Annotated in this window: 17 protein-coding genes and 2 pseudogenes; 7 read left to right on the plus strand and 12 right to left on the minus strand. The window is 62.2% G+C overall.

The window, feature by feature from the left end:
* Positions 1 to 107: 107 nt before the first annotated feature.
* Positions 108 to 515, plus strand: a pseudogene (locus HDG34_RS37585) (transposase); the annotation flags it as partial.
* Between the two features lie 85 nt (positions 516 to 600).
* Here HDG34_RS37585 and HDG34_RS37590 read toward each other — a convergent pair.
* Both HDG34_RS37590 and HDG34_RS37595 read right to left on the minus strand, forming a co-directional pair.
* Positions 601 to 831: pseudogene (locus HDG34_RS37590) on the minus strand (transposase); the annotation flags it as partial.
* Positions 832 to 902: 71 nt separating this feature from the next.
* Positions 903 to 1,811 (minus strand): LysR substrate-binding domain-containing protein, encoded by a 909-nt coding sequence (locus HDG34_RS37595; protein WP_184068784.1) that lies wholly within the window; start codon positions 1,809 to 1,811, stop codon positions 903 to 905.
* 128 nt (positions 1,812 to 1,939) lie between these two features.
* On the opposite strand from HDG34_RS37595, the gene HDG34_RS37600 reads away from it, so the two are divergent.
* The 6 genes from HDG34_RS37600 to HDG34_RS37625 all read left to right on the plus strand — a co-directional run bounded on the left by HDG34_RS37600 (position 1,940) and on the right by HDG34_RS37625 (position 9,244).
* On the plus strand, positions 1,940 to 2,962 hold the full coding sequence (locus HDG34_RS37600) for an ABC transporter ATP-binding protein (protein ID WP_184068787.1): 1,023 nt from the start codon (positions 1,940 to 1,942) through the stop codon (positions 2,960 to 2,962).
* Positions 2,959 to 4,092 carry an ABC transporter ATP-binding protein gene (locus HDG34_RS37605; protein ID WP_184068790.1) on the plus strand — a complete coding sequence of 378 codons (1,134 nt, stop codon included), beginning with the start codon at positions 2,959 to 2,961 and terminating at the stop codon, positions 4,090 to 4,092. The genes HDG34_RS37600 and HDG34_RS37605 overlap by 4 nt, the downstream gene beginning before the upstream one ends.
* 102 nt (positions 4,093 to 4,194) lie before the next feature.
* Complete coding sequence (locus HDG34_RS37610; RefSeq protein WP_184068793.1) at positions 4,195 to 5,697, plus strand: ABC transporter substrate-binding protein; 1,503 nt, start codon at positions 4,195 to 4,197, stop codon at positions 5,695 to 5,697.
* Between the two features lie 6 nt (positions 5,698 to 5,703).
* A complete protein-coding gene (locus tag HDG34_RS37615; protein WP_184068795.1) occupies positions 5,704 to 6,648 on the plus strand; it encodes an ABC transporter permease in 945 nt (314 codons plus the stop codon).
* Positions 6,648 to 7,544 (plus strand): ABC transporter permease, encoded by an 897-nt coding sequence (locus HDG34_RS37620; protein ID WP_184068798.1) that lies wholly within the window; start codon positions 6,648 to 6,650, stop codon positions 7,542 to 7,544. The genes HDG34_RS37615 and HDG34_RS37620 overlap by 1 nt, the downstream gene beginning before the upstream one ends.
* 62 nt (positions 7,545 to 7,606) lie before the next feature.
* Complete coding sequence (locus tag HDG34_RS37625) at positions 7,607 to 9,244, plus strand: gamma-glutamyltransferase family protein (RefSeq protein ID WP_184068801.1); 1,638 nt, start codon at positions 7,607 to 7,609, stop codon at positions 9,242 to 9,244.
* Positions 9,245 to 9,476: 232 nt separating this feature from the next.
* Here HDG34_RS37625 and HDG34_RS37630 read toward each other — a convergent pair whose 3' ends face one another.
* The 10 genes from HDG34_RS37630 to HDG34_RS37675 form a co-directional block, all read right to left on the minus strand.
* Positions 9,477 to 9,692, minus strand: a complete 216-nt coding sequence (locus HDG34_RS37630) for a hypothetical protein (RefSeq protein ID WP_184068804.1) — start codon at positions 9,690 to 9,692, stop codon at positions 9,477 to 9,479.
* A gap of 22 nt (positions 9,693 to 9,714) precedes the next feature.
* Complete coding sequence (gene eutC / locus HDG34_RS37635; protein ID WP_260321468.1) at positions 9,715 to 10,512, minus strand: ethanolamine ammonia-lyase subunit EutC; 798 nt, start codon at positions 10,510 to 10,512, stop codon at positions 9,715 to 9,717.
* A complete protein-coding gene (locus HDG34_RS37640) occupies positions 10,509 to 11,903 on the minus strand; it encodes an ethanolamine ammonia-lyase subunit EutB (protein ID WP_184068810.1) in 1,395 nt (464 codons plus the stop codon). Before HDG34_RS37640 ends, eutC begins: the two co-directional genes overlap by 4 nt.
* 28 nt (positions 11,904 to 11,931) lie before the next feature.
* A complete protein-coding gene (locus tag HDG34_RS37645; RefSeq protein WP_184068813.1) occupies positions 11,932 to 12,588 on the minus strand; it encodes an HAD family phosphatase in 657 nt (218 codons plus the stop codon).
* Between the two features lie 82 nt (positions 12,589 to 12,670).
* On the minus strand, positions 12,671 to 14,203 hold the full coding sequence (locus tag HDG34_RS37650) for a sodium:solute symporter (protein WP_184068816.1): 1,533 nt from the start codon (positions 14,201 to 14,203) through the stop codon (positions 12,671 to 12,673).
* Positions 14,200 to 14,457, minus strand: coding sequence for a hypothetical protein (locus HDG34_RS37655; RefSeq protein WP_184068819.1), 258 nt, complete (start codon positions 14,455 to 14,457; stop codon positions 14,200 to 14,202). The genes HDG34_RS37650 and HDG34_RS37655 overlap by 4 nt, the downstream gene beginning before the upstream one ends.
* Positions 14,458 to 14,735: 278 nt before the next feature.
* Entirely contained in the window at positions 14,736 to 15,671 is a 936-nt protein-coding gene (locus HDG34_RS37660; protein WP_184068822.1) for a choline kinase family protein, read from the minus strand.
* Positions 15,672 to 15,675: 4 nt separating this feature from the next.
* Complete coding sequence (locus tag HDG34_RS37665) at positions 15,676 to 16,626, minus strand: aminoglycoside phosphotransferase family protein (RefSeq protein WP_260321469.1); 951 nt, start codon at positions 16,624 to 16,626, stop codon at positions 15,676 to 15,678.
* Positions 16,623 to 17,912, minus strand: coding sequence for a Zn-dependent hydrolase (locus tag HDG34_RS37670; RefSeq protein ID WP_184068825.1), 1,290 nt, complete (start codon positions 17,910 to 17,912; stop codon positions 16,623 to 16,625). The genes HDG34_RS37665 and HDG34_RS37670 overlap by 4 nt, the downstream gene beginning before the upstream one ends.
* A complete protein-coding gene (locus tag HDG34_RS37675) occupies positions 17,890 to 18,648 on the minus strand; it encodes a DeoR/GlpR family DNA-binding transcription regulator (protein ID WP_184068827.1) in 759 nt (252 codons plus the stop codon). The genes HDG34_RS37670 and HDG34_RS37675 overlap by 23 nt, the downstream gene beginning before the upstream one ends.
* Between the last annotated feature and the right edge of the window lie 216 nt (positions 18,649 to 18,864).

Below are 18,864 nucleotides of genomic sequence, written 5' to 3' on the forward strand. Positions count from 1 at the left end.
ACGCGACTCAGTCGTCGAGATGGCGTCGATCAGCGCAAATAAACAGCCTCTGGCTGCATGAGTGAGGCGACAACTTGCTTGACGCGCGCCGCATGGTTACCGAAAGTATCAAGGTCAAGGGCTCGTGGAAATATCTTTACCGCGCAGTGGATAAGGCGGGCAATACCATTGACTTTCTGTTCAGAGCAAGGCGGGATAAGCCTGCTGCGCGGCGTTTCTTCAAAAAGGCAATCGGTCAGAACGGTTCGCACGAGACGGTGACCATCGACAAAAGCGGCCCCGCGCTTAACGCGGTGAATGCCGAGCGCGAGATGCCCGTCAAGGTTCTTCAGATCAAGTATTTGAACAACATCGTGGAGCAGTACCATCGGGCCATCAAACGCCGAACCCGACCGATGCTCGGATTCAAGGATCTCAACTGTGCGCGTGTCATTCTGAGTAGCGTCGAATTAATGCACATGATCAAGAAAGGACAGTTGCAATGTTCTGGCAACAGCCCGCTGTCTGCCGCCTAGCAATTTTACTCGTTGGTTTCATAAGCTATCAGAACAGCCCGTTGGCAGGATTCATATGCGGCAACACCCAGCGTCTTACTCGCTAAAGCAGAGCAGTATTTGACCACTCTGATTTCAAAACGAAGTGATGCAACGACTGGTGCCGCGCGCTGACACGTTCAGGTTCGAGGTGGGCGGCCAGCGGCTCCACGCTTTTACGCCGCAACGGCAACATCAAGCCTTGGCAGTATCCCACCAGCCCAGCGTTGCGATCGCTGTGCCCGAGTGCCTCGCAAAGATGCTCCAGGTACTCATCGAACGACAATTTCCCGACCATCGCTTCCTCATGCCACGTCTGAAGGAGTTTCTGCAATGGCATGAATTTATCGACAGAGTAAAGTTAGTCCTTCACGGATCCGCAAGCGGCCTGGATATCGAAGGGTCAAGCGCCCAGTCGCTGTGCAGCGCATCGATAATCGCCCGCGTGATGCCGGGCCGGTCATATGACGCGCGCTGGATCATGCCGACCGTGCGCAACACCGGCGGATCCGAAATCGACAGCACGCGTAGTAACGGATCGTTTTGCCAGTTGCCGCGATGCAGAAGCGGCAGCACCGTGACGCCGACATTTTCGCGCACCAGCGCGACGATCGTCTCGATCGAGTTGAGTTCGAGGAATTCGTTGACCGTCACGCCGGCTGTCTGCAGTGCATGCTCGACGACGCGCCCGGTGCGCACCCGCCGGTCGAAGCGCAGAAAGGGGTGGCTGCGCAGGACCCTCTGCGGATCGTTGTCGCCGATTTCGCGGCTAACCACCAGCATCAGCGGCTCCGTGTATAGCGTCGTCCACTTCAGCGTGTCGGATAGCGTCGTGTCGGCATGCGCGACGATCGCCGCGATATCGACCTCACCCGCCTCCACCATCCGCGCCAGTTCGTCGGAGCGTGACGACAGCAGCCGCACGTCCAGTTGCGGATGCGCGGCCTTCAAATGCGCGACGACCAGCGACAGCGCGCCGATCACCGACACCATCGCGCCGATGGTCACCGGCCCGACCATCGAACCCGCCGGCGTCGCCTCGAGTTCGGCCAGCAGGTCGAAAATCTGCTCGACTTTCGGCCAGATCTCTTGTCCGTGGCGGCTCAGCGCAATCTGCCGACCGCTGCGGTCGAACAGCTGCCGGCCCAGCGCCTGTTCGAGCCCGCGCATCTGCAAGCTGACCGCCGCTTGGGTCAGCGCGACGCTCCCGGCCGCTGCCGCGAATGATCCGGTCCGCGCGACGGCTCGAAAGGTTCTTAACATGCGGAGGGTCGGCATCGCTCATGCTCAAGGAAAAGTTAAGTATCGGTAAGAAATATTAATATTTTCCATCGTGAAGCGCACCACATACTTTCCGCCAGCACAGCCTTTGAACAGGACTAGCAGCACGATATGGAGTTCCCAGCATGACCGATGCCGCCCGCCGACCGGTTCTGGAGGTCCGCGGCTTTTCGTTGAAGTTCTCGCGCGCCGCCGAGGTGCCGAACCTCGTCCACGACGTGTCGTTCTCAGTCGGCACTGGCGAGACGCTATGCATCGTTGGTGAATCGGGCTGCGGCAAGAGCGTGACGTCGCTCGCACTGATGGGGCTGCTCGCGAGTCCGCCTGCGCAACGCGTCGCCGGCACCGCGCACTTCGAAGGCAAGGACCTGTTCTCACTGTCGGAGCGCGAACTGGCCGACATTCGTGGCAACCGGCTGTCGATGATCTTTCAGGAGCCGATGACGTCGCTGAACCCGGCGTTCACGGTCGGCGAGCAGATCGGCGAAAGCATCCGGCGGCATCGCGATATCGGGCGCGGGCAGGCGCGCGAGCAGGCGCTCGAGATGCTGCGGCTAGTGCGGATCCCGGCGCCGGAAACCCGGCTCGATGCGTACCCGCATCAGCTTTCCGGCGGCATGCGCCAACGCGTGATGATCGCGATGGCGCTCGCGAACCGCCCGCGCCTGTTGATCGCCGACGAGCCGACGACCGCGCTCGACGTGACGATCCAGGCGCAGGTGCTGGCGCTCGTGAAACATCTGCAAGCCGAGACCGGCACTGCGATGGTGTTGATCACGCACGACCTCGGCGTCGTCGCGGAAGTCGCCGACCACGTGGCGGTGATGTACGCGGGACGCATCGTCGAATACGGTACCGTCGCCGATCTGTTCGACGACCCGCAGCATCCTTACACGATCGGCCTGATGGGCGCAATTCCGTCGGTCGGCAAGCGCGAAGGCGCGCTCGCGACGATCCGCGGTTCAGTGCCGTCGCCCGAGTTGATGCCGCACGGCTGCCGCTTCGCGCCGCGCTGCCCGTTCGCCGAGCAACGCTGTATTGACGCCGCGCCGCCCGACAGGGTGATCGCCGGCGTGCATCGCGTCGCGTGCTGGCTCGCTCCGGTCGAACAGATCGCCGCGCCGCTATTGCGCAAGGAAATTGCATGACGACGCCCACTAAACCGACGCCGCACGCACACCCGGCCTCGAATTCGCCGACGCCGATCATCGAGGCGCGCTCACTGACAAAGCATTTTGGCGGTACGCGGCAGCTCTTCACGCGCACGCCAACCGTCTATGCACTCAACGACGTGTCGTTCGCGGTCCACCCCGGCGAGACGTTCGCGATCGTCGGCGAATCTGGCTGTGGCAAGTCCACGCTGGGCCGCTTGCTGCTCCGTTTGATCAACTCGACAGACGGCCGCATCTTCTATCAAGGCAAGGACATCACGCATCAGCAAGGCGCGCCGCTGCGGCGGCTGCGCCGCGAAATGCAGATCATCTTTCAGGATCCGTTCGCGTCGCTGAATCCGGGCATGACCATCGGCCAGATCGTCGGCGAGCCGATCGCATTGCACGGGCTCGCGCGCAACAACGCCGAGCACCGCGAGCGCGTCGCCCAACTGCTGCGCACGGTCGGCCTGCAACCGGCCTACGCGGACCGTTACCCGCACGAATTCTCCGGCGGCCAGCGACAACGGATCGGCATCGCGCGCGCATTGGCCGGTGAGCCGAAGCTGATCGTCGGCGACGAGCCGGTGTCGGCGCTCGACGTCTCGGTGCAGGCGCAGGTGATCAATCTTCTCGAGACACTGAAACAGGACCTCGGCCTCACGCTGATCATGGTTGCGCATGACCTCGCGGTGATCCGCCATATGAGCGACCGCGTCGCCGTGATGTATCTCGGCGAGATCGTCGAACTGGCCGATGTCGATGCACTGTTCGACGCGCCGCTGCATCCGTACACGCAAGCACTGCTGCGCGCGATTCCGGCGAGTAGCCCGCACGAGCGGCGTGCGAAGCCTTCGTTGTCCGGCGATCTGCCGAGTCCGACCGCGCCGCCTTCCGGTTGCCGTTTCCATACGCGCTGTCCGCATGCGAAGCCGTACTGCGCGCAAGCGCGGCCAACCAGCGAACGACTCGAGGACGGACGGCAGGTCGCGTGCCACTTCTGGCGCGAGATCCAGAACGCCGGCGGCGGCGCGCCGCTGGCCACGAGCGTCAGCCCGAAATTGATCGAGCGGCTCGCGATCTACCGCAACCGCCAAACGACGCTGGCCGCGGCCGGTGGCGACTGAGCCGGTGGTCGAGATGAAATTCCAGTGAAGAATCGAGCCGCGCGCCGCGCCGCTGCCCCTTCACCAAACCATTTTATGAATTGGAAACAAAGGGAACTCCTCATGCGAAGAATGTTGATTGCCGCAGCGCTCGCACTCAGCGCCAGCGCCGCGATGGCCCAGACCGGTCAGACGATACGGATCGGCTTGCAGGACGACATCGGTTCGCTCGACCCCGCTCGCAGCGTGCAGCTCGTCGACCGGATCGTGTTTGCGTCGATGTGCAACGCGCTGGTTGATATCACGCCCGATCTGAAGATCGTCCCGATGCTGGCAACGTCGTGGACGACGAGCGCCGACGGCAAGACGCTGACGTTCAAGCTGCGTCAAGGGGTGAAGTTCCAGGACGACGAGCCGTTCAATGCGGCCGCCGTCAAGGCAAACCTCGACCGCGACCGCACGCTGCAGACGAGCAACCGCAAGAGCGAACTCGCGTCGGTCGATCACGTCGACGTGATCGACGACTACACGGTTGCAATCGTGTTGAAGCAGCCGGACGCCGCGCTGCTCGCGACGCTGACCGACCGCGCCGGCATGATGCTCGCGCCGAAGACGTTCGCCGATCCGGCCGGCGTTGCCGCGCATCCGGTGTGTTCGGGTCCGTACAAGTTCGTTCAGCGCGTGCAGAACGATCGCGTCGTGCTCGAGAAATTCCCTGGCTACTGGGACGCCGACAAATACCCGATCCAGCGCGTGATCTTCTTGCCGATTCCGGACAGCACCGTGCGCCTCGCCAATCTGCGTTCGGGTTCGCTCGACATGCTCGAGCGCCTCGCGCCGTCCGATGTGGCGTCGGTCAAGAGCGACACCAACTTCAAGTTCGCGCCGGTCAGCGGCTTCGGCTACTACTACGTTACGTTCAACATCGGTAACGGCAAGCGCAGCAACGCGGTGCTGAGAGACAAGCGCGTGCGGCAGGCATTCGAACTCGCGATCGACCGCGACGCGATCAACCAGGTGATCGGCGCGGGTATCTTCGCGCCGGCGAATCAGGCGGTGCCGAAGTCGAGCCCGTACTACAACGCGTCGCTCCCAATGCAGCATCGCGACATCGCGAAGGCGAAGGCGCTGCTGAAGGCGGCGGGCCACGAGCACGTCGACATCGAGTTCACTTACCCGAACAACACGGTGTCGAGCCAGATCGTGCAGATGATGCAGGCGATGGTCAGCGAAGCCGGCTTCAACCTGAAGCTGCGGCCGACCGACTATGCGACCGAACTCAATGCCGCGCACACCGGCGACTTCGAGGCGATGTATCTCGGCTGGTCGGGCCGTGTCGATCCGGACGGCAACCTGCATCAGTTCAACACGTGCGCCGGCAACCTCAATTACGCGCGTTACTGCAACCCCGGAGTCGACCAGTTGCTCGACGCCGCGCGCGTGAAACTGACCACCGCGGACCGCAAAACAGAGTACGACGCGGCGTCGAAGCTGCTCGCCGACGATGATCCGATCATCTATGTCTATAACCAGCCGTGGCCGTTCGAGCTGTCGAAGAAGGTGCAAGGCTTCACGCCCTATCCCGACGGCCTGATCCGCCTGCGCGGCGTCAGTATCAAGGGCTGACCGATCATGCTGCCGATCATTGCAAATCGCGTGCTGGTCGCCATTCCGACGCTGATTCTCGTGTCGATGCTGATCTTTGGCCTGCAAAAGCTGCTGCCTGGCGATCCGGTGACGGCCATGGCCGGCGAAGATCAGGATCCGCAGTTGATCGCGTCGCTGCGCGTCAAGTACCACCTCGACGAGCCGGTGCCGACGCAGTACGCGCTGTGGGTCCGTGACGTCGTGCATGGCGATCTCGGCGCGTCGCTGCGCACCGACGTGCCGGTGACGTCGCTGATCGCGCAGAAGCTGCCGGTCACACTACAGCTCGCGGCGATGGCGATGACCTTCGCGATCGGTATCGGTATTCCGGCGGGCGTCATCTCCGCCGCAAGCCGCGGCGGCGCGCTCGATTACGGCGCGAATATCTTCGCGCTATCCGGCATGTCGATTCCGAACTTCTGGCTCGGCATCATGCTGATCTTCATTGTGTCGGTGCGCTGGCATCTGTTGCCGTCGTCCGGCTACGTGTCGCCGACCGAAAACTTCTGGCTCAGCATCAAGACCATGCTGATGCCCGCTTTCGTGCTCGGCGCCTCGCTCGGCGCGCAATTGATGCGCCACACGCGCAGCGCGATGCTGAGCGTGCTGCGCACCGACTATATCCGGACCGCGCGTGCCAAAGGGCTGCTGCGCGGCACCGTCGTCATCAAGCACGCTTTTCGCAACGCGCTGGTTCCGATCGTCACCGTGCTCGCGCTGCTGTTCGGCGAACTGCTTGCGGGTGCGGTGCTGACCGAGCAGGTTTTCACGATCCCCGGCTTCGGCAAGCTCATCGTGGATGCCGTGTTCAATCGCGACTACGCGGTCGTGCAGGGTGTGGTGCTCGTCACCGCGCTGTGCTTCATCGTCGTGAACCTGTGCGCCGACGTGTTGTACGTCCTTCTCAATCCCCGACTGAGACGCAGCTGATGGCTACTCCCGCCACCCCCGTTCACGCATCGGCCGCTGCGTCGCAGACGACGGTACTGCCGCGCCGCAAGCGCCGCGGACTCGTGAAATTCATGCGCAATCGCGCCGCCGTGTTTGGCGCGGCGCTCGTGCTGCTCATCGTCTTCATGGCGGTATTCGCGCCGTGGCTGTCACACTACGACCCGGTGCAGGCCAGCTTCATGACCGTGCGGCAGGCGCCTTCGGCCGCGCACTGGTTCGGCACTGACGAACTCGGCCGCGACGTGCTGAGCCGTCTGCTATGGGGCGCGCGCGCGTCGCTGCTGGCGGGCGTCGTGTCGGTCTGCATCGCGGTCGTGATCGGCGTGCCGCTCGGCTTGCTGGCGGGCTATTTCGGCAAGCTCGTCGACGGCGTGATCTCGCGAATCGCCGATGCGTTGCTGTCGATTCCGTTCCTGATCCTCGCCATCGCGTTCGCCGCGTTCCTCGGACCGAGCCTGACCAACGCGATGGCCGCGATCGGCATCTCCGCGATGCCGCGCTTCGTCCGGCTGACGCGCGGCCAGGCGATCACCGTGAAGGCCGAGGAATACGTCGAAGGCGCGCGGGCAATCGGCCTTGGCCACGCACGGATCATCGTGCGGTACATCCTGCCGAACGTGCTGCCGCCGATCATCGTGCAGACCAGCCTGACGATCGCGACCGCGATCATCGCCGAAGCGAGCCTGTCGTTCCTCGGGCTCGGCCAGCTGCCGCCCGCGCCGTCGTGGGGTTCGATGCTCAACACCGCGAAGGATTTTGTCAGCCAGGCGCCGTGGATGTCGATTTTCCCGGGCATCGCGATCTTCCTGGCCGTGCTCGGTTTCAACCTGCTTGGCGACGGTCTGCGTGATGCGCTCGATCCGCGCGAGTCGTAACCGGATTCCATCACCGCTTCAATCGGCCGACTGCCCTCCCATCACTTTCGTTTGAGTTTTCAATGACACGTTTCAATTGGCAAAACCCGTATCCAACGCCCCGCTTGCCCGTGTTCGCGCGCAACATCGTTTCGACGTCCCATCCGCTTGCCGCACAAGCCGGCCTGCGCATGTTGTGGAAAGGCGGAAATGCCATCGATGCGGCGATTGCCGCGGCCGCGGCAATCACGGTCGTCGAGCCAGTCTCTAACGGCCTCGGCAGCGACGCGTTTGCGCTCGTCTGGGACGGCAAAAAGCTGCATGGCCTGAATGCTTCCGGCGTATCGCCGGCGGCATGGAACGTCGATTACTTCAAGCGTAAGTACGGTGAGGAAAACGGTCTCGCGAAGCACCCCAAGCGCGGCTGGGATGCAGTGACGGTGCCGGGCGTGATCGCCGGCTGGGAGGCGTTGCATCAGAAGTTCGGCTCGCTGCCGTTCGCCGATCTGATGGAGCCGGCCATCGAGATCGCCGAGCGGGGCCATGCGGTGGCGAGCATCGTTGCGTACAAGTGGGCGGCGGCCGTGCCCGAACTGAGGAACCAGCCCGGTTTCGCCGACACGTTTATGCCGCACGGCCGGGCGCCGGAAGTCAGTGAACTCGTGCGCTTTCCCGGTCACGCGAAGACGCTGCGCAAGCTCGCTGAACAAGGCCCGCGTGCGTACTACGAAGGCGAGATCGCAGAAGAGCTCGCCGCGTTCTCGCGCCAGGGCGGCGGCGCGCTCACGATGGACGACCTGCGCAACTACCGCGTCGACTGGGTCGAACCGATCAGCAAGGACTATCGCGGCCACACGGTGCACGAAATTCCGCCGAACGGTCAGGGCATTGCCGCGTTGATCGCGCTCGGCATTCTCGAACAGTTCGACGTGGGCTCGCTGCCGGTTGACGGCATCGACTCGCAGCACCTGCAGATCGAAGCCATGAAGCTCGCGTTCGCCGACGTCTACCAGTACGTCGCCGATCCGCGTTCGATGGAGGTCACGCCCGAACAGATGCTCGACGACGCGTACCTGAAGTCGCGCGCGAAGCTGATCGACCCGAAGCGTGCCACGCAATTCGACTTCGGCATGCCGAAGGCGGGCGGCACGATCTACATGTCGGTGGCCGACGAGCGCGGCATGATGGTCAGCTTCATCCAGTCGAACTACATGGGTTTCGGCTCGGGCATCGTGGTGCCGGATTCCGGCATTTCGCTACAGAACCGCGGCTACGGGTTCTCAATGGATCCGAAGTCGGCGAACGTGGTCGAGGGCGGCAAGCGCCCGTTCCACACGATCATCCCTGCTTTCCTGACCCAGCAGGCGGACGGCAGGCAGGAAGCGGTGATGAGCTTCGGCGTGATGGGCGGTGACATGCAGCCGCAGGGGCATTTGCAATCGATCGTGCGCATGCTCGACTACGGCCAGCAACCGCAGGCCGCCTGCGACGCGCCGCGCTGGAAGGTCAATCGCGACTTCTCGGTCGACGTCGAGGCGACGCTCGATGAGGACACGGTGCGCGCGCTCGAGGGTCTCGGCCATACGATCAAGTCGGTCGAGGATCCGTATATGGACTTCGGCTCCGGGCAGTACATCTGCAAGCTCGATCGCAACGACCCCGAGCGCGGTTATGTCGCCGCGAGCGACAGCCGGCGCGACGGACTGGCTGCCGGGTTCTGATTCGGCAGCCGTGCTGTTCAGAGTGCATGGGCCTCGCAGGTGGCGACCCGCCGCTTGCGAGGCTCGGCCGCCATTCATGCGCTTGGTGAAGCGCTTCACGGCACGTGAGTCTATCTGTCCCTAAGCAACTTCCTTGGAAGGCGGACCGTGCGATTGATCGGCTACCGTGTCTGTCAATCTGTCCGGCCTGTCGATCGCGGACCTCGACTTTCATACTCAGGCCGGTTCGGCATTAGTGGTTCAGACAGAAGCACGCGCTCACAGCTTCAGCAGGCGACAGGCCGGCGCGGAAAAAAGACTGCAATCGCCGGACGAACGCGTCGTCAGGTTCCCAAGGCACGCGAATGAATCCCTCTCCGAAGGCTTCTTCGTACACGGCGTTTGTCCATGCGCGCAGGTCGAGTTCGAACGAAAGAGGCAGTGCTGTCTGATTGGACTGGATGACCATGACAACCTCCACAACATCGAAGTTAGTTGGCGTCCGGTGCTGCGATCGCCGTAGACGCGTCTTTGGCCGCCTTTTCCAGCAATGCATCGCTCTCGTCTTTAAGTCCCACGCCAGTGAGGCCCAAGCGGCGCGCATGCGTCAGCAGATAGTGCAGCTTGTGCGCGGCTGCGCCGTGACTCAATCCTTCGGGGCGCACGTTCGAAATGCAATTGCGTTGCGCATCGGCGCACCCTACTTTAGGCGCGTACGTCAGGTAGATGCCGAGGCTATCCGGCGAGCTCAGCCCGGGACGTTCGCCGATCAGCATCACGACGAGCCTGGTCCGCAGAATTTCGCCGATCTCATCGCCAAGCGCCACCCGTGCTTGCCGAGCGACCACCACCGGACCGATTCTCCAATCCGCAAGGCGTGAAGAGACGGCCCTCAAAAGCGGAATGGATTGCTTTGCAGCAGCACAGGCCGACAGCCCATCGGCAATCACGAACACCACTTCCGGCGCTTCGATGGAGGCTTGCGCAAGCGCCTCGCGGCTCTCCTCCGACAGGCGTCTCCCCAGATCCGGACGCCGCAAGTAATGCTGACGGTCCGGCGCAGCACTATGCACATCGAGCGTGGTGAAGCCGTTCGCGCGCAACTGCTCATGCAGCGAATCAGCGTCGAGCGGATGATGCACCGCATCGCGTGCCTGCGCGTGCGATAGATTGAACGCGAGCAGCGGCCCAGTCGGCAGGCTGTTGCCGGCACGACCCAATGCGATACGCGCATTGGTGAACTGACGCAATGCGCTCCAGGGGTTCTTTTCGAGGAAGTCGTTGCTCATGCGATCCCCATCCATTCGCGCGCACCTTCCAGCAATGGTTGCCGTATCGCGCCATTGAGCAACACGCCGAGCGCGTCGGCGACCTGCATCGACTCCAGCCACTCTTCGAATTCCGGCGCACGCCTTAGGCCCAATACGTCGCGCACATAAAGCGCATCGTGGAATGAGGTGCTCTGGTAGTTCAGCATCACATCGTCCGCGCCGGGGACGCCCATGATGAAGTTGATTCCCGCGACGCCGAGCAGCGTCAACAGGTTGTCCATATCGTCCTGATCGGCTTCCGCGTGGTTCGTGTAGCAAATGTCGCAACCCATCGGCACGCCGAGCAGCTTGCCGCAGAAGTGATCTTCGAGACCCGCGCGCGTGATCTGCTTGCCGTCATAGAGGTATTCCGGTCCGATGAAACCGACCACCGTATTGACGAGAAACGGATTGAACTTTCGTGCCACCGCATAGGCGCGCACTTCGCAGGTCTGCTGGTCGACGCCATGATGCGCATTCGCCGACAACGCGCTGCCCTGCCCCGTCTCGAAATACATCACGTTGTTGCCGACTGTGCCGCGATTGAGCGAGAGCGCCGCTTCATAGGCTTCCTGCAGCAACGCAAGCGAAATGCCGAAGCCGGCATTCGCTTTTTCCGTACCGGCAATCGACTGAAACACCAGATCGACCGGCGCGCCCTTGCCGATTGCGGCAATCGTGTTGGTGACGTGCGTCAGTACGCATGATTGCGTCGGCACCTGATAGCGTTGCCGGAAATCGTCGACCATCAGCAGCAGCGTGGTGATCGCGGCCAGGCTGTCGGTAGCCGGATTGATGCCGATCATCGCGTCACCGCAGCCGTACATCAGGCCGTCGAGCATCGAGGCGGCGATGCCCTTGACATCGTCGGTCGGATGATTCGGTTGCAAGCGCACTGACATGTGGCCAGACAATCCCACGGTGTTGCGAAAGCGTGTGATCACCGGACGCTTGCGCGCCGCCGCGATCAGGTCCTGGTTACGCATCAGCTTCGACACCGCGGCGACCATCTCCGGTGTGAGGCCGGCGGAGATACGCGTGAGTGCATCGGCATCCGTCTCGCTGCTGAGTAGCCAGTTGCGGAAATCGCCGACCGTCAGATGGGATATCTCGGCGAAAGCTTCGGGCGAGTGATCGTCTATGACAAGGCGCGTGACTTCATCGCTTTCGTACGGAATCAATGCCTCGTTGAGGAAGGTGCGCAACGGCACCTGCGCGAGTGCCATCTTGGCTGCGACGCGTTCTTCCTCACTGGCCGCCGCGGTGCCGGCGAGCTGATCGCCCGAGCGCAGCGGGCTCGCCTTCGCCAGCAACGTTTTGAGATCGTCGAACCGGTAGGTGCGTGTGCCGATCGCTTCGGTATAGCTCATCTCGCGTTGCTCCAGAGTGCCGCGCACGTTAGTGCCATGTCAACACAGGCCACCCACACTCCTTCGCGTGCGCTGCCAGCACCCGGTCCGGATTGACCACGTGCGGCCTGTCGACCTCGCACAGCAGAGGTAAATCGTTTCGCGAGTCGGAATAGAAGCTGGCACCGGCCAGGCTTTCGTCGTGCGCCTTTAGCCATGCGCGCAGCCGAACTACCTTGCCTTCCCGATACGTCAGTACGCCAGAGGTGCGTCCCGTATAGACACCGTCCTCCGTCTGGATATCAATCGCCAGAACATGATTGATACTGACTCGCGCCGCAATTGGCTCGACCAGATGCGCGCTCGACGCCGAGATCACCAGCAGGGTGTCGCCACGCTGGCGATGGGCGTCGATCACATTCCGCGCGTCGGCCCGAATCCTCGGCTCGATCACCTGTTCAACAAACGCATCGATCTGATGGCGCACATCAACGACGCGGCGACGGGCGAGCGGTGCGAGTGTTGCTTTCATGTAATCGTCCATCGTAAGCAACCCTTCGCCGTAGGCACGCATCATCTCGTCGTTTTGCCGTACAAATGCATCGGCGTCGCCGACCCATCCCAGGCGTGCCATCTCGCTGCTCCACAAATTCGCGCAATCTCCATTGATAATCGTGTCGTCAAGATCGAAAATCGCTAAAGTCATCCGGCCTCCGTTGAGTCAAATTCTCGATGCCGCGGCAGCATCAAAATGCGAGATCCATGCCGGCCGCCGCGGCCGCTTTTCCTTAATGTGTTACCGGTACGGCGACCGTCGAAGGTGCGCGGCCGCGCACAGGCTTCGCGAACAGCCGGTCGAGCCGGGCGATCTCGTCGGTCGACGGCTTGATCGCTAACGCAAACACGACGAACACGACGAAGTTCGCTGCGAGCCCGACAATCCCGCTGGTCAGCGAACCGAGCGCGCGGATGTCGTCCGGATAGACGGAAGTCAGCACGATCGCGATTGCAATGCCCACCAGCATTCCCGCAATCGCGCCCTGCTTGTTGCCACGCCGCGTGAAGATGCCGAAGAACAGCGGGACCGCAAGCTGGATGATCCCTTGATATGAAATCTGCGCGAGTAATTGCAGTCGGCTGTAGTCGAAAGTCAGATATGCAAGGATCGCCGCTGCGACGATGAACACGACCATGCCCGCCTTGGACAACACCATCAACTGGCGATCGGTGCGCGGCGTATTCCACGTCGCGAGGTCGTTGGCGAACTGCGTGCCGCAGACCTGCACACAACCGTCGACATGGCCGATGCTCGCCGCAAGCACAATCACGATTGCCACCGCGAGAAGCCACGAGCCGCCGATATCGGCGAGTGCGACGAACCAACCGTGCTGCGGCTGTGCGGCTACGTTCGGGTCCTGACTCGCGGCAGCCGCGAACAGCATCAGGATGCAATAGAAGCCGCCAACCAGCAGCATCGTCAGCAGCGTGCCCTTCTTGACGGCCCTTACGCCGCTCGCCGTATAGATCCGCTGGAAGCTCATCGGCCAGCACATTGAGCCGATCACACCGGTGAAGATCAGGCTGAACATGTACCAAGGACCGTAACCGGTACGCGCGTCGCCGGGAATCAGCAGCATCTTCGCCGGCAGTTGCGACAGGTGCGAGAATGACGCGTGGTTGCCGAATAGCAACAGGATGCACAGCACCGCGCACAGCACGTACGCAATCAGCCCCTGGAACATGTCGGTCATGATCAGCCCCCGCATCCCCATGCTGACGGTCCAGTACTGGCGGATCAGTACAATCACAACACCAGCAGTCAGGCAAGCCGTCACGGTCCACTGGCCGAACGTTGCGAACTGGAATAACGTCGCGAGCGCCTGGATCCCCATCACGACCCACGGAAACACCGAGATGATCCCGATGATCGACGCGATTCGCTTGACGACCGGGCTGTTGTAGCGCATGCCGAGGAGGTCTGGCTGCGTCGTCAGGTTGAACTGCCGGCCCCACGACCACGCCCGGTTTGCCATCAGATACATCGCGGTCACGCCGAGCGTCGCGTAGACCATCCCGTAGAAACCGAGCACGCCGCCGACCGACAGTGCGAAGAACGCGGTGAACGTCGAGCCGGGCCACCACGAGTTCGTGTAGCTCATCGCGACGAACCACGGGCCGTACGAGCGGCCGCCGACGGCATAGTCGGAGAAGCTTGTGCTCCGGCGGTTGGTCGCATACAGAACCGCGATCATCGCAACGAGAAACACGACGATCATGCCGAACGTGACGACCGGGTTGCCGGGATTCGTGAAGTGGGTCATGTCGGTTCTCCTTCGTTGGCGAGTTCGCCGGACACGCCTTCGGCCACGTACAGCGCCCATATGCCGAGCCCGACCAGGACCGCGTTCGCGATCCAGTAGAAGATCGGCAGCGGTACGCCGAGTACGAGTTGCTTACTGCCGCTGACGCCTAGATAGAACGGCGGACACAGCGCCATCAGAAGAAGCAGGAAGAAATAGATGCCGAATACAATCTTCTTCGAATTCGGCATCGAGCTTTGGATCGATTCAGCCATGATCGGCTCCTCGCGAGCGGCGGGTTGAGGGACACGAATGGAACGCGCTGTCATCTCGCGCGCCCAGCCGATAGGCACCGCCTTCGGCGTGCCGGACCGAAGATGGCGTCAGATCCGCCCGGACGCGGCCAATCGCTTTTAATTTCGCTCTGGATTCCTTAATAACCATAATGCCTTCCCATCCTGAAAATGAAATCGGGTTCTCAATAGGTCGTCGAGCTCAAGCGTCGGCGCAGAACCAGTTTATGCACGGAGCTGTTTTCAAGCGCCTAGTCTCTTCACGCCTGCCTCAGCCATGTTTCCCACTGCGGATCCTGAAAGACGATGCGAGCGCGCATCTGTTTCCAGAACCCGTACTTATAGAAATCGAAATCGAGCCGCGACACCGCACGCTGCACCATCGCCCACGTCGACCATTTCAGATCGGCGAGCGCCTTGTTCAACTGCACACGCGCGACGACCTGGGGCGTCACGCGACCGAAATAGTCCTCGAGCAACGCGAGTTCCATCCTAGGCGCGAAGAACATCTCGCCGAACCACAGGGCGAGCTCGTAATGCCGGTCGTTGTTCGACGCGTACTCGAAATCGACCAGGCGAATCTCGCGCGCATCGTTCAGCATGAAGTTGCCGGCGAGGGTATCGTTCATGCAGGGCGCGAGATCCAGACCCGACGCTTCGAGCGCCGCACGGGCACGACGGTATTGCTGGCACAGCCAGTCGTGATCCGGGGGTTTAACCGCGTGCAACGCTTCGACCTGCTGCTGATGTTCGTCGATCATGTCAAACATGGTCTTCGTCTGAGCGAGCACCGGCTGATCATTGAACGCCTTCAGTGCACGCAATGCGTTGTGCCGGACCTCACGCTCGAGGAAGTCGAGGTTTGACGACGCGCGCCAGCCTTCCATGAACTCGAACACCTCGACGCCCAGGTCCTCGAGGAACGCGAACACCGGCGCGCCGTAGCCGGTTATCGCGGCCTTCACGCTCGCTTCGTGTGCAGTGCGGCGGTCGATAAACATCTCTGTGCCCTGACCCGGCACTTTGAAAAAATACGCAGTCTGCGCGCCGTCGACTTCGACGCGCCAGTTCGTGTTCGAGATGCCGCCACCTACCGGTGCGTAGCGAATATCGTACCCTTTCCATGCAGGCAATTCACGAATCGCAGCTTCAATCTCGTGTTCATGATGGGTCTGAGCCTGACCGAGTGCTTTCATTGAATCATCCCTTCAGCAGACGAAGCCAGCCTTCGAAGCGCGCGTCCTGAATGCCTTGTCGGCAGCGCAACGAAGTCCATTGAGCGAGTTTCGTGAATTCGAGACGGCGCGGTGACGTCGTGCCTAGCCACAATCCCCACAGTGTCCAGTACCAGTCGTTGACAAGCGCATACAGACGGCAACGCGCGTAGTCGGCTTCGTCGCAACGGCCAGCCCAGCGCACGATACCCTCCCGCCATTGCGGCTCGAACTGATACAACTCGTTCAGCGTGATAGCCACGTCGTACCAAGGGTCGCCGCAGCCACCGTAATCGAAATCGATCAGCTTGAGTTCGCCTTGCGGGCCAACCATCACGTTGCTCGCAAGGCCGTCACCGTGCAGTGGCACGACCTCTACGTCCGATGCCTGCAACGCATTCCATGCACGATCTATGCAGTCATCGGTCCGCAACCCGTCGATCGGCAATTCCACCGCATCACGTCGACACAGCGCCCGAAGTCGGGCGATGTCGTCCATCGGAGACGAGACAAACATGGGCGCTGGACCGTCATGCACTTGCCGCTTCGCCGCCCACAGCGCGTCGAGACGCTCGGGTGACGCGAGATCGTCAACGCGCGCCCAGCGCCATTCGGAGGCCTCCAATCGATCGAACAGCAGCACGCCGCGCTGCATATCAACGATGCGCAGCGCGACCGTTGCTTCCGCTTGTGCCGCACAGCGGCTCGCGTCGACGGTCCGCGCAACGTCGATCAATTCTTTCATATCGTCGTGCAGCACTTTCGCATACCACGATTGAGCGCCCACCGCGACGACGAAGCCGGCCCATTCGGTCGCGAGCCGCGTCGGCGACGCGACTGCTCCGGTACCGTGCCCAACCTGCGCGTCGTTGCCTAGCCCTACTGCATGCAGCGCGTCGAGCAATCGAAGGGATTCAGGCGATTCCGTCAGCATCATCGTCCTCGAAGGTAGCTCGACGATTCAGTGCAGATGCGCTCCAGCAACGCGCTCAACAGACGCAGGCCGTTGTGCAGATCGGCATCAGCGGTGTACTCGGCTTCGTTGTGCGAGACGCCCCCGCGACTAGGTACGAACAGCAGGCACGTCGGCGTGACGCGACTCATGCTAATCGCATCGTGGCCGGCGACGGTGACGCTATCGCCCGCTGGCAAGTCGAGTTCGAGGCTGACGTCGTGGGCAAGTCGCGACAGGCCATCATGCAGCTTCAGCGGGGCGCGAAGCTGGCGGCTTTCGATCTCGATGCGCGTGCCGGTCTGTTCAGCGATATTCCGCAACGTCGCCTCGAAGCATGTTGCAGTGCCGTCCAGCAGCGCAGTGGACGGCGAACGGAATTCAATGTGTAGTATCGTCCTCGACGGCACGACGTTCGGCGAATTCGGATATACGTCGAGGCGGCCAACCGAACTGTGCATTTGCGCGCCGTGCCGCACGGCTTCCGCATGGACCGCGGCGATCGTGTGCGCTGCCGCCAGCAATGCATCGCGCCGGTCGGCCATCGGTGTAGGGCCGGTGTGATTCTGCTCGCCGTCGAAGCGCACTCGCCATTTCAATGCGGCCCACGTCTCGCGGACCACGCCAATTGCGAGCCCCTCGCGCTCGAGATTCGACGCCTGCTCGACGTGCATCTCGACATATGCGGCAATAGGCAGATCGAGCATCGCATCGCCGAGATAGCCAATCTGCTCCAACGCACTCTTCAGCGTGACGCCTTGCCGGTCCTCGCATGCCCACGCGTCGTCGAGCGACATCGCGCCGGTGAACACGCTGCTACCCGTCAGGCTCGGCTGGAAACGCGCGCCTTCTTCGTTGGTCCAGTCAACGACCGCCAGATTGCATGGCGCACGGTGACCACTCGCGCGAAGCCTCTGCGCGATGCCGACGATCGCGGTCGCGCCGGCAAGCACGCCGTATACACCGTCAAAGCGGCCGGCGCTCGGCTGGCTGTCGAGATGCGACCCGCACAACACGTACGGCGCGCCCGGCGTCAAAGTCACAAGCCCGAAGACGTTGCCGATTGCATCGATGTGCACATCGAAACCGTGCTCGTCGAGCCAGATGCGGAACAGATCACGAACCTGTCCGTCCTGGGCCGACGCCGCGAGCCGATGCAGACCGCCGGCCGGCGTCGCGCCAATCGCGGAGCTTGCGCTGAACAGCGCGTCGAACGCGCGCAACTCATCGGCGTTGGGTTGAACCAGTTCAGGGATGGACGATATCGACATGAGCTTGTTCCAGGCGGTCTATGTAGTCGGCCGACAGCGGGCGGTTTGTGACGATCGTCGCGATCGCGTCGAACGGTAGTGTGTTGATGAACGTGCGATGGCCAAACTTGCCATCGTCGGCGAGCACGACGCTACGCACGCAATGCACAACAAGCGTTCTGCGCAGCATGGCTTCGGATTCTTCGTAATCCATCAGCCCGAGCTTCAGATCGACCGCGCCAATGCCCATAAAGGCGATGTCGTAATGGAACTGACGGGCGAATTCGAGCGTGTGCGGGCCGATCAATGCGTTGTCGTTACGACGGACGTCGCCTGGTGTGACGAGCACGTGGTTGTCACTCTGCTGCGTCAACAGTTGCGCAATGTCGAGCGAGTTCGTGACGACTCGCAACTGGCTGAAGCTTGTCAGCTGATGCGCGAGTGCGAGTGTTGTCGTGCCGGTGTCGAGGAACAGCGCCATTCCCTCCTGCACGAGGCCGCTTGCGCATTCGGCAATCTTCGCTTTCGCCTGTGTCCTGATCCGGTTGCGGACCTGCAGCGGTTGCTCCTCGTTAAGCCGCGGCAGGATCGCGCCGCCGTGAACGCGACGCAACTTGCCGAGTTCTTCGAGATATTTGAAGTCGCGGCGAATCGTTTCTTCGGAGACGACCAGCTGCGTAGCGAGGTCGGCGGCCTTCACGCGTTTCTGCTGGCTCAGAAAACGCATGATTTCTTCGAGGCGAGGCTGATTCAGCATAGGTAGATGAGTCCGGCGTACAGGGAAGCAACCAGTGTAACGAGGTTTGCCGCGCGTTCGGATCACGCGGTGGCAGCGCCCGGATTGTGCCAACAGGCGGTGGGTCGGCGTGGCATCGTCCGCGTCGAGACGTTGCGCCACTCGCAACTTCGTCTGTTGCTGGAGCACAGGTCTCGGCGGTGCCATCAGCGCGCGCCGTTCTGGCCAGGCACCGAC

The organism is Paraburkholderia sp. HC6.4b (assembly GCF_014200875.1).
In the GTDB taxonomy this organism is placed as follows: domain Bacteria; phylum Pseudomonadota; class Gammaproteobacteria; order Burkholderiales; family Burkholderiaceae; genus Paraburkholderia; species Paraburkholderia tuberum.